Annotated in this window: 8 protein-coding genes and 1 tRNA gene; 6 read left to right on the top strand and 3 right to left on the bottom strand. The window is 58.4% G+C overall.

Annotated features, from left to right (window positions below):
- Positions 1-128 precede the first annotated feature (128 nt).
- The 3 genes from FY528_RS20530 to atpD form a co-directional block, all read right to left on the bottom strand.
- Positions 129-1,256: a trans-sulfuration enzyme family protein gene (locus tag FY528_RS20530; RefSeq protein WP_149072890.1), complete on the bottom strand. Its 1,128-nt coding sequence runs from the start codon at positions 1,254-1,256 to the stop codon at positions 129-131.
- 97 nt (positions 1,257-1,353) lie between these two features.
- A complete protein-coding gene (gene atpC / locus FY528_RS20525) occupies positions 1,354-1,593 on the bottom strand; it encodes an ATP synthase F1 subunit epsilon (protein WP_149072889.1) in 240 nt (79 codons plus the stop codon).
- Between the two features lie 102 nt (positions 1,594-1,695).
- On the bottom strand, positions 1,696-3,201 hold the full coding sequence (gene atpD, locus FY528_RS20520) for a F0F1 ATP synthase subunit beta (protein ID WP_149072888.1): 1,506 nt from the start codon (positions 3,199-3,201) through the stop codon (positions 1,696-1,698).
- 277 nt (positions 3,202-3,478) lie between these two features.
- Here atpD and FY528_RS20515 point away from each other — a divergent pair.
- The 6 genes from FY528_RS20515 (at position 3,479) to pth (ending at position 8,401) form a co-directional block, all read left to right on the top strand.
- Positions 3,479-3,551: transfer RNA gene (locus FY528_RS20515), tRNA-Gln, on the top strand.
- A gap of 93 nt (positions 3,552-3,644) precedes the next feature.
- Positions 3,645-4,574, top strand: a complete 930-nt coding sequence (locus tag FY528_RS20510) for a ribose-phosphate pyrophosphokinase (RefSeq protein WP_149072887.1) — start codon at positions 3,645-3,647, stop codon at positions 4,572-4,574.
- A 120-nt stretch (positions 4,575-4,694) separates the two neighbouring features.
- On the top strand, positions 4,695-5,756 hold the full coding sequence (locus tag FY528_RS20505; protein WP_149072886.1) for an acyltransferase domain-containing protein: 1,062 nt from the start codon (positions 4,695-4,697) through the stop codon (positions 5,754-5,756).
- A gap of 140 nt (positions 5,757-5,896) precedes the next feature.
- A complete protein-coding gene (locus FY528_RS20500; protein WP_149072885.1) occupies positions 5,897-6,961 on the top strand; it encodes an alkane 1-monooxygenase in 1,065 nt (354 codons plus the stop codon).
- Positions 6,962-7,063: 102 nt separating this feature from the next.
- Positions 7,064-7,636 carry a 50S ribosomal protein L25/general stress protein Ctc gene (locus FY528_RS20495; RefSeq protein WP_149072884.1) on the top strand — a complete coding sequence of 191 codons (573 nt, stop codon included), beginning with the start codon at positions 7,064-7,066 and terminating at the stop codon, positions 7,634-7,636.
- Between the two features lie 198 nt (positions 7,637-7,834).
- On the top strand, positions 7,835-8,401 hold the full coding sequence (gene pth / locus FY528_RS20490; protein ID WP_149072883.1) for an aminoacyl-tRNA hydrolase: 567 nt from the start codon (positions 7,835-7,837) through the stop codon (positions 8,399-8,401).
- Positions 8,402-8,406: the final 5 nt, after the last annotated feature.

Below are 8,406 nucleotides of genomic sequence, written 5' to 3'. Positions count from 1 at the left end.
GTGCCCCCACCCGTACCCGGACGACCCAAAGTGTGCGGTTCGACCAATTTCCATTCCCGTTCGCTTAATTCATGGCGGCGTAGCATGCCGCTAAGCTACGACCACTGTCCACACTCCCTAGTAAGCGGCTACAGGCTTTGCAAAGCCGCCTGCAGATCGGCCAGCAGTTCCTCAACGGGCTCAATTCCTACCGACAGGCGCACGAGGCCCACGGTAATGCCCAGCTCGGCTTGTTGCTCACTGGTCAGGTAGCGGTGTGAAGTGCCCAAGGGATACGATAAGGATGAATCGACGCCGGCCAGGGAAGGCGCAAAGGGGAAGCGCTGGCAGGCTCTGATAAATCGATTGACAACTTCGGTATCATCGGCCAGCAGAATAGAGAGCATCCCGCCGTACTGGCCTGTACCCTGTGCCCGGGCCAGTTCGTGCTGAGGGTGGGCTGCTAGCCCTGGATAATATACGGCGCGCACCGCAGGCTGCTGCTGCAGAAATTCAGCAATAGCCAAGGCATTGGCGCTATGCTCACGCATCCGAAGCCGAAGCGTTTTGAGACCCCGCACCGCCAGCCAGCTTTCCATGGGGCTAAGAGTAAGTCCGTAGAGCACGCCAATCTGCCTGAGGCGCGCCGCCAGCGCCGGGTCGGCGGCTACCACCACGCCGGCTGTTACATCGGAATGCCCAGCCAGATACTTCGTCACGCTGTGCAGCACCAGGTCGGCACCCAGCGCGAGTGGCCGCGTGATGACGGGTGAGGCAAAGGTGTTGTCCACTACCAGCTTCAGGCTGTGTTGGTGGCACTCCTGCGCCAGGCGCTGCAGGTCGGCCACGCGCAGCAGCGGGTTGCTGATGGTTTCACACAGCAGCAGGCGCGTAGTGGGCTGTACAAATGGACTCAATTCGTACAAATGCTCAAACGGCACGTACGTCACGGTTATTCCCAGCCGACTGAGCTCCTGGTTGAGCAAGGACGAAGAGCCCCCGTAGATATCGGACGCACACAGCACATGGTCGCCGGCCTGGCAGCACGCCATCAGGGCGGCGAGGATGGCGGCCATGCCCGAACCGGTAGCCACGGCCCCGGCACCTTGCTCCCACTCGTTTACCTTATCGGCCAGTTCGTCGGAGTTGGGATTCCCGTTACGTGAATACAGGTAGCGGCTGCTCGGCTCCCCGAAATAGAGTTCCAGCTCTGTCAGGTCATCGAACTTGAAAACCGAAGTCTGGTAGATCGGGGTGATTTTGGGCTTTATTTTCATACGAGACGAACCGACTGAAGGCATGAGGCTTGGGAAAGGCAATAAAAAAGCCTTTCCCGCAAAGGAAAGGCTTTTTATAGCAAGCTAAAACCAGGAATTACGCCGAAGCGCCCTCCGCGAGTACAATAACGTTGTTGCGGAGTACTTCAACTACTCCTCCATCGATGCGGAAGGTAGTTGAGCCGCCGTTCAGCACCACGTTACCCGATTGCAGCGCCGAAATCAGCGGAGCATGGTCATTCAGTACCTCGAACAGGCCGTCGGTGCCCGGAAACTGAACCGACGAAACCTCGCCTTCAAATACCTTGCGGTCGGGGGTAATGATTTCCAGATGCATGGTTTCTAATGTGAGAAATGTGGAAATGTGATGAATGTGCTGGGGGTTGTGTGAAAGTAGTTTTCACATTTCCCACATCAGCACATTCCCCACATTAGAAAATTACTTGGCCTCAGCAATCAGCTTCTCGCCTTTGGCAACGGCATCCTCGATGGTGCCTACCAGGTTGAAAGCTGCCTCGGGCAGGTGGTCATAGGTACCGTCGATGATGGCGTTGAAGCCTTTGATAGTATCCTTGATGTCAACCAGTACGCCGGCCAGACCGGTGAACTGCTCGGCCACGAAGAACGGCTGCGACAAGAAGCGCTGCACGCGGCGGGCGCGGTTTACAACCTGCTTGTCTTCTTCGCTCAGCTCGTCCATGCCCAGGATGGCGATGATGTCCTGCAGTTCCTTGTAGCGCTGCAGAATCTCCTTCACGCGCTGGGCCGTGTTGTAGTGCTCGTCGCCGAGAACTTCAGTGGACAGGATACGCGAGGTGGAGTCCAGCGGGTCTACGGCCGGGTAGATGCCCAGCTCGGCAATCTTCCGCGACAGTACCGTGGTAGCGTCCAAGTGAGCAAAGGTGTTGGCCGGAGCCGGGTCCGTCAAGTCATCGGCCGGCACGTATACAGCCTGTACCGATGTGATGGAACCGCGCTTGGTGGAGGTGATACGCTCCTGCATGGCACCCATTTCGGTGGCCAGCGTGGGCTGGTAGCCTACGGCCGACGGCATGCGGCCCAGCAGAGCCGATACTTCGGAACCTGCCTGGGTGAAGCGGAAGATGTTGTCGATGAAGAACAGGATGTCGCGGCCGGCACCGGAACCGTCGCCGTCGCGGAAGTTTTCCGCAATGGTGAGGCCCGACAGGGCTACGCGGGCCCGGGCTCCGGGGGGCTCGTTCATCTGGCCGAACACCAGGGTAGCCTGCGACTTAAGCAGCTCGTTCTGGTCAACCTTGGTCAGGTCCCAGCCGCCGGCTTCCATCGAGTGCTTGAACTCCTCACCGTACTTGATGATGTCCGACTCGATGAATTCGCGCAGCAGGTCATTGCCTTCGCGGGTACGCTCACCCACACCGGCAAACACCGACAGACCAGCGTAGGCCTTGGCAATGTTGTTTACCAGCTCCATGATCAGTACGGTTTTGCCTACGCCGGCGCCACCGAACAAACCAATTTTGCCACCCTTCACATAGGGAGCCAGCAGGTCAATTACTTTGATACCGGTGAAGAGAACTTCCGAGGAAGTAGCCAGGTCCTCGAAGGGCGGAGGCTGGCGGTGAATCGGCAGCGGACCGTCGCTCTTGGGCTGGGGAATGCCGTCGATGGCATAGCCTACCACGTTGAACAGGCGGCCTTTTACGCCTTCGCCCGTAGGCATCGACATGGGCGCACCCAGGTCGCGTACTTCAGCGCCGCGGGTCATGCCCTCGGTCGAGTCCATGGCGATGGTGCGCACCCGGTCTTCGCCCAGGTGTTGCTGGACCTCCAGGATAACCACCTGGCCGTTGTCTTTCGTGACTTCGAGTGCGTCGAGGATGTTAGGAAGCTTGGAGCTTTCACCCGCGAAGCTCACGTCTACGACGGGCCCGATAACCTGGGTGATTTTGCCGGTATTCGCCATTGCGTTTCTTTATAGTGAGTGGGCAACGTTTTCAGGCCGCAAAACTACGGCTTAATTGCCGCTTTGCCAAAGTCCGCCCGTCGAGAAAATTTACCAGCTGCTGCCCGGCGCGTGCGTCCTTGAAAATCAGGCACTCAAGCCGTGGAAAAGGCCTTTTAGATACCGTGAAGGCCGAACTACCCGAAAAAAAATTTGCCGGAAAGTTTGGCTGCCAAAAAACCCGTAGTACATTTGCACACCCAAACGGAACACCACACCGGTTTTACGAATGGGAAATTGTCCGATGGTGTAACTGGCAACACGCTTGATTTTGATTCAAGAAAGTCCAGGTTCGAGCCCTGGTCGGACAACCGACTAAAGTAAAGCGAAAGGCGCTGAGTCTTCCTCTCCGGAAGAGTCAGCGCCTTTCGCTTTTTTGCCTTCTCCCTTTCCCCTCCTTCATTATGCCACAGCAGGTTAAAATTTTTGCAGGTAATGCTTCCCGCGAGCTAGGACAGCAGATTGCCGCCGCCTTCGGCCAGCCCCTCGGCGACCTGAGCATTCAGCGCTTTGCCGATACGGAACTTGGCCCCAGCTTCAACGAGAGCGTGCGGGGCTGCGCCGTGTTCCTGATTCAGAGCACCAACCCGCCGGCCGAAAACCTGATGGAGCTGATGCTGATGGTGGACGCGGCCAAGCGCGCCTCGGCCGCCTCGGTAACCGTGGTCATGCCCTACTACGGCTATGCCCGGCAAGACCGCAAAGACAAGCCCCGGGTGAGCATCGGCGCCAAAGTGGTGGCCGACTTCGTGCAGAGCGTGGGCACCGACCGCCTGATGACCTGCGACCTGCACGCGGGCCAGATCCAGGGGTTCTTCGATATTCCGGTAGACCACCTCGACGGGGCTACCGTTTCGGCGCCCTACATCAAGTCGCTGAACCTGGAAAATCTCATTTTCGCCTCCCCCGACGTGGGCGGCGTGGTGCGCACGCGCAGCTTCGCCAAGAAGTTCGGGGCCGAAATTGTGGTGTGCGACAAGATGCGCCTGCGGGCCAACGAAATTGCCTCTATGCAGGTGATTGGCGACGTAACGGACATGAACGTGGTGCTCATCGACGACATCGTGGATACGGCTGGTACCATCTGCAAAGCCGCTGAGCTGTTGATGGAGCGCGGCGCCAAGTCGGTGCGAGCGGTGATTACGCACGGGGTACTTTCTGGCCCAGCCCACGACCGGATTCGCAACTCGGTGCTGGAAGAGCTGGTCATCACCGACACGATTCCGTTGAAAGAGGAAAATCCCAAAATCAAGGTAATTTCGGTGTCGAACCTGTTCGCCCAGGCTATCCGCAACGTGGTGACGCACGAGAGCATCAGCTCCCTGTTTATTTAAGCAGCGTCCTCCTTCTACAGAACCACCCGGCAGTTGCTGCCGGGTGGTTTTTTGCTTTAAGCGGCTATTACCTTTGCGGGAAGTCGGTTTGGTCCCCCGGTAGTTACTGCTGTTTGTTTTATGGCTCTTCCTCTATTGTCCTGGCTGCAAAGCATTTCAGGCGGCCTGCTTAACCGCGGAAGCCGAGCGGGTGGCGCTTACCAGCCCAAGCACCACGTATTCGCTTTTAACGGCCGCAGCCTGTACTGGCTGGGCATGGGGCAGGAGTTGTACCGGACCGAGCCCGCCTTTCGGGCCATGGTTCATGAGTTCAACGACTTACTAATCGAAATAGCGGATTGCGACCTTGTGCCCTTATTTGCCGGGCAGGCCGATGAACAATTCATGCAGGGTAAGGTCACCTATTATATTATGGCTGTGCAAGTGGCCCAGGTGGCATTATGGAAAGCCTATCAGGTGGAGCCCGATGCCATTGCGGGCCTTAGCCTGGGAGAAATAGCGGGTGTATACGCAGCCGGGGGTTTGAGCCTACCGGACGCCATCCGGGTGTGCACGGCCGTAGTCCGGATGTTTTTTCCCTTGGCTAAGGATTTCCTGTATTTCTACGTGCATACCGCGTTGGCTTCGGCCCAAACGGCCTGCCTGACTTCCCCAGTGCCGATTTACCCTGTAGTGGAGCTGAATGCGCAGACCTGTCTGGTTTTTTTTCACAGCGACGACGAGGCAGCTGCCACCGCTTTTCTGCACCAGCAAGGCTACCACTGGGAGCCCCTCACGCGGGTAGGCTCCTGGCCCACGCATACCCCACTCCTGGCCCACCACCAGCCCTCGTTTAGCGCGTTGCTGACCGAGATAGAGCCTTTGCCCCTGCGATGCGCATTCTATTCCAGCCGGCTCGGAGCAGTGATTCCGGCCAATACCATTATCGGGCGGGAATACTGGTTTGAGATGGTTACCAACCCTACCCTGCTGCACAGCCTGGTGCAGGCCCTGGGGGCCGATGGCATAGACGTTGTTACCCACATTGGTCCTCACCCTTTTCTGAGCGGCACCCAGCAGAAAAGTGCGCTGTCCCTACCGCCGGGGCTGCTGGTGCTGGACTCCATGCGCCGCGGCACCCCCGAGGCCGCTCTCTTCTCCGACACCCGCCGCCGCCTCCGGCAACTGGGATTAGCCCGCTAGGGCATCGGCCCCGCCCATGCCCTCGCAGGAGTTGCCCCAACGCCCCGAAGAGAAGCCAAGCAAGTTGTCAATGCCCTCCTTCTGTCGGTATCTTCGCCAGCTGCTACTTTCGTTTCATTCCGAGGTTGCCATCCTAGGCCATGCTTTTCAACCGTCAGGCGCTTTCCTATAGCGTAGCCTACCTTATTCCTGCTCTCACCTTCGTTGGGCTTGCGGCGGGCGGCCCTTGGCTGTGGCTGTCGCCGGTTACCATCTTTGGCATTATTCCGCTGCTGGACCGCCCGGGCCGGCAACAGCGGCAGTCCCGCCGCAAGCCCCCGGCAACTGCGGCCGCAATACCCACTGCCAGTCCCATTTACAACTGGCTGTTGTACTTGAACGTCCCCGTGCTTTACGGGCTGTGGGCCCTTTTCGCGCATACCCTGGTAAGCCGGCCGCTTTCCCCGGCAGAAGTCGCGGGCACCATGGTTACGATGGGGTTGAGCTTAGGCATTCTGGGCATTGGGGTAGGCCACGAGCTGGGCCACCGGAGTAGCCGATGGGCGCAGGTACTAGCCAAGCTGCTTTTGCTCACGAACCTCTACCTGCACTTCTTTATTGAGCACAACCGGGGCCACCACCGCTACGTGGCCACCCCCCTCGACCCGGCCACCGCAAGGCTAAATGAGCCTTTCTGGCTGTTTTTCCCCCGCGCCGTGGTGGGCGAGTATCGGTCGGCCTGGCACTTAGAACAGGTACGACTCGCCAAGCAAGGACTGCCTTGGCTGTCCTTTGCCAACCAAATGCTGCGCTTTCAGCTGCTGCAGCTGGTGGTTTTGGCGGCAGTGGGCCTGACGCTTGGTGGCGCCGTAGTAGCCGCCTGGCTTGGCGCGGCCGTTGTTGGTTTATTGCTGTTCCAGCTGGTCAACTACATTGAGCACTACGGCCTGCAGCGCCAGCTCAACCCCAACGGCCGGTACGAGCGGGTGCAACCCCACCATTCCTGGGACTCCAACCACAAGCTGGGCCGTCTGCTGCTGTACGAGCTTACCCGCCACTCCGACCACCACTACCTCGCTTCGCGACCTTACCAGGCATTACGCTACCAGCCCACCAGCCCCCGCATGCCTACCGGCTACCCCGGCATGATGATGCTGGCCATGCTACCGCCGCTTTGGTTTCGGGTGATGAACAAGCGGATTCCGCAGCCCATGACGCTGCACTGAGTTTCTTTTTGGGGACCTTCTCCGCTTTTCCAAACAAAAATTCTATCTTTGCGGCCCGTTTACCTGCTGTGGGTGAGCGGATTTCTCCAAACACACTCCTTTATGAAAAGCCTCGAGATTGTAGGGTTTAAAAGAGCGAATCTCGGTAAGAAAGATGCCAAGGCTATCCGCCTCGAATCGTACGTACCGTGCGTACTGTACGGCGGTACCGAGCAAGTGCATTTTTCCGCCCCAGCCATCCTGTTCCGTGAGTTGCTGTACACCCCCGAGGTGCACATCGTGGATCTGAACGTGGAAGGTACCATGTACCGCGCCATCGTGCAGGACGCCCAGTTCCACCCCGTGAACGAAATGCTGCTGCACGTTGACTTCCTGGAGCTGGAAGCCGGCAAAGAAGTGAAAATGGATATTCCCGTGAAGTACATCGGCACCTCGCCCGGCGTACAGCAGGGTGGCAAGCTGGTAAGCAAGCTGCGCAAGCTGAAAGTGAAGGCCGCTCCCGAAAATCTGCCCGACTTCGTGGAAGTAAACATTTCGGACCTGGGCCTCGGCAAGTCTATCAAAGTGAGCAAAGTAGAGCCGAAGGGCTACACCATCCTCACCAACCCCCAGGCGCCTATTGCCACCGTTACCATCCCCCGTGCCCTCAAAGGCACTCTCAACGCCGAAAAATAGTTTATCCTATACGGCAAGTAGCCGCGGGGACGCAAATTCCCAACGCTTACTGCCACTTGAAAAGCCGTTCTGTTCGCAGAACGGCTTTTTTTATAGCCGACTACCGAGGCCACTGCTGGTCCTGCCATCTTTGCAGGCACGAAGGGCCCGCAGCAGCGCACGTGCTTACTGGCTACCTTACCTCAACCCGTTATACTGATGAAGTTTCTTGTTCTGTGCCTGGGCAACATTGGGCCGGAGTATGCCAACACGCGCCACAACGTAGGCTTTATGGTGGGCGACTACCTGGCCCACAAGCACGAGGCCGCGCCCTGGCAGCTGGGCCGCCACGCCTTCACCACTGAAATCAAGCATAAGGGCCACACCTATGTGCTGGTGAAGCCTACTACTTACATGAACCTGAGCGGCAAGGCGGCCGCGCACTGGCTGAGCGCGCTCAAGCTCACCAAGGAAAATATGCTCGTCGTAACCGATGACCTGGCCCTCCCTTTTGGCAAGCTGCGCCTGAAAGCCAAAGGCTCGGCCGGCGGCCAGAACGGGCTCAAGCACATCCAGGAAACCCTGGGCTCCGACGAGTACGCCCGCCTGCGCTTCGGCATCGACTCCAGCTTCTCGAAGGGCCGGCAGGTAGATTACGTACTCAGCCCCTTCTCCGCCGATGAGCAAATTGATTTAGAGGGCCGCCTGGAAAAAGCCGCCGAGGCCGTGCTGGCCTTTGGGGCTATGGGCGTGGAGCGGGCTATGAATGTGGTAAACGTGAAATGAGAAGT

Source organism: Hymenobacter lutimineralis (assembly GCF_008271285.1).
Classification (GTDB): domain Bacteria; phylum Bacteroidota; class Bacteroidia; order Cytophagales; family Hymenobacteraceae; genus Hymenobacter; species Hymenobacter lutimineralis.
The sequence above is the reverse complement of the archived record's forward strand: the minus strand, read 5'-3'. Positions and strand labels throughout refer to the sequence as shown.

Bases quoted from the DNA above. Each gene is read 5' to 3' on its own strand.
- FY528_RS20500 (WP_149072885.1), top strand. From the start codon at position 5,897: ATGCTTTTCAACCGTCAGGCGCTTTCCTATAGCGTAGCCTACCTTATT.
- FY528_RS20505 (WP_149072886.1), top strand. From the start codon at position 4,695: ATGGCTCTTCCTCTATTGTCCTGGCTGCAAAGCATTTCAGGCGGCCTG.
- FY528_RS20530 (WP_149072890.1), bottom strand. From the start codon at position 1,256: ATGAAAATAAAGCCCAAAATCACCCCGATCTACCAGACTTCGGTTTTC.
- FY528_RS20510 (WP_149072887.1), top strand. From the start codon at position 3,645: ATGCCACAGCAGGTTAAAATTTTTGCAGGTAATGCTTCCCGCGAGCTA.
- atpD (WP_149072888.1), bottom strand. From the start codon at position 3,201: ATGGCGAATACCGGCAAAATCACCCAGGTTATCGGGCCCGTCGTAGAC.
- pth (WP_149072883.1), top strand. From the start codon at position 7,835: ATGAAGTTTCTTGTTCTGTGCCTGGGCAACATTGGGCCGGAGTATGCC.
- FY528_RS20495 (WP_149072884.1), top strand. From the start codon at position 7,064: ATGAAAAGCCTCGAGATTGTAGGGTTTAAAAGAGCGAATCTCGGTAAG.
- atpC (WP_149072889.1), bottom strand. From the start codon at position 1,593: ATGCATCTGGAAATCATTACCCCCGACCGCAAGGTATTTGAAGGCGAG.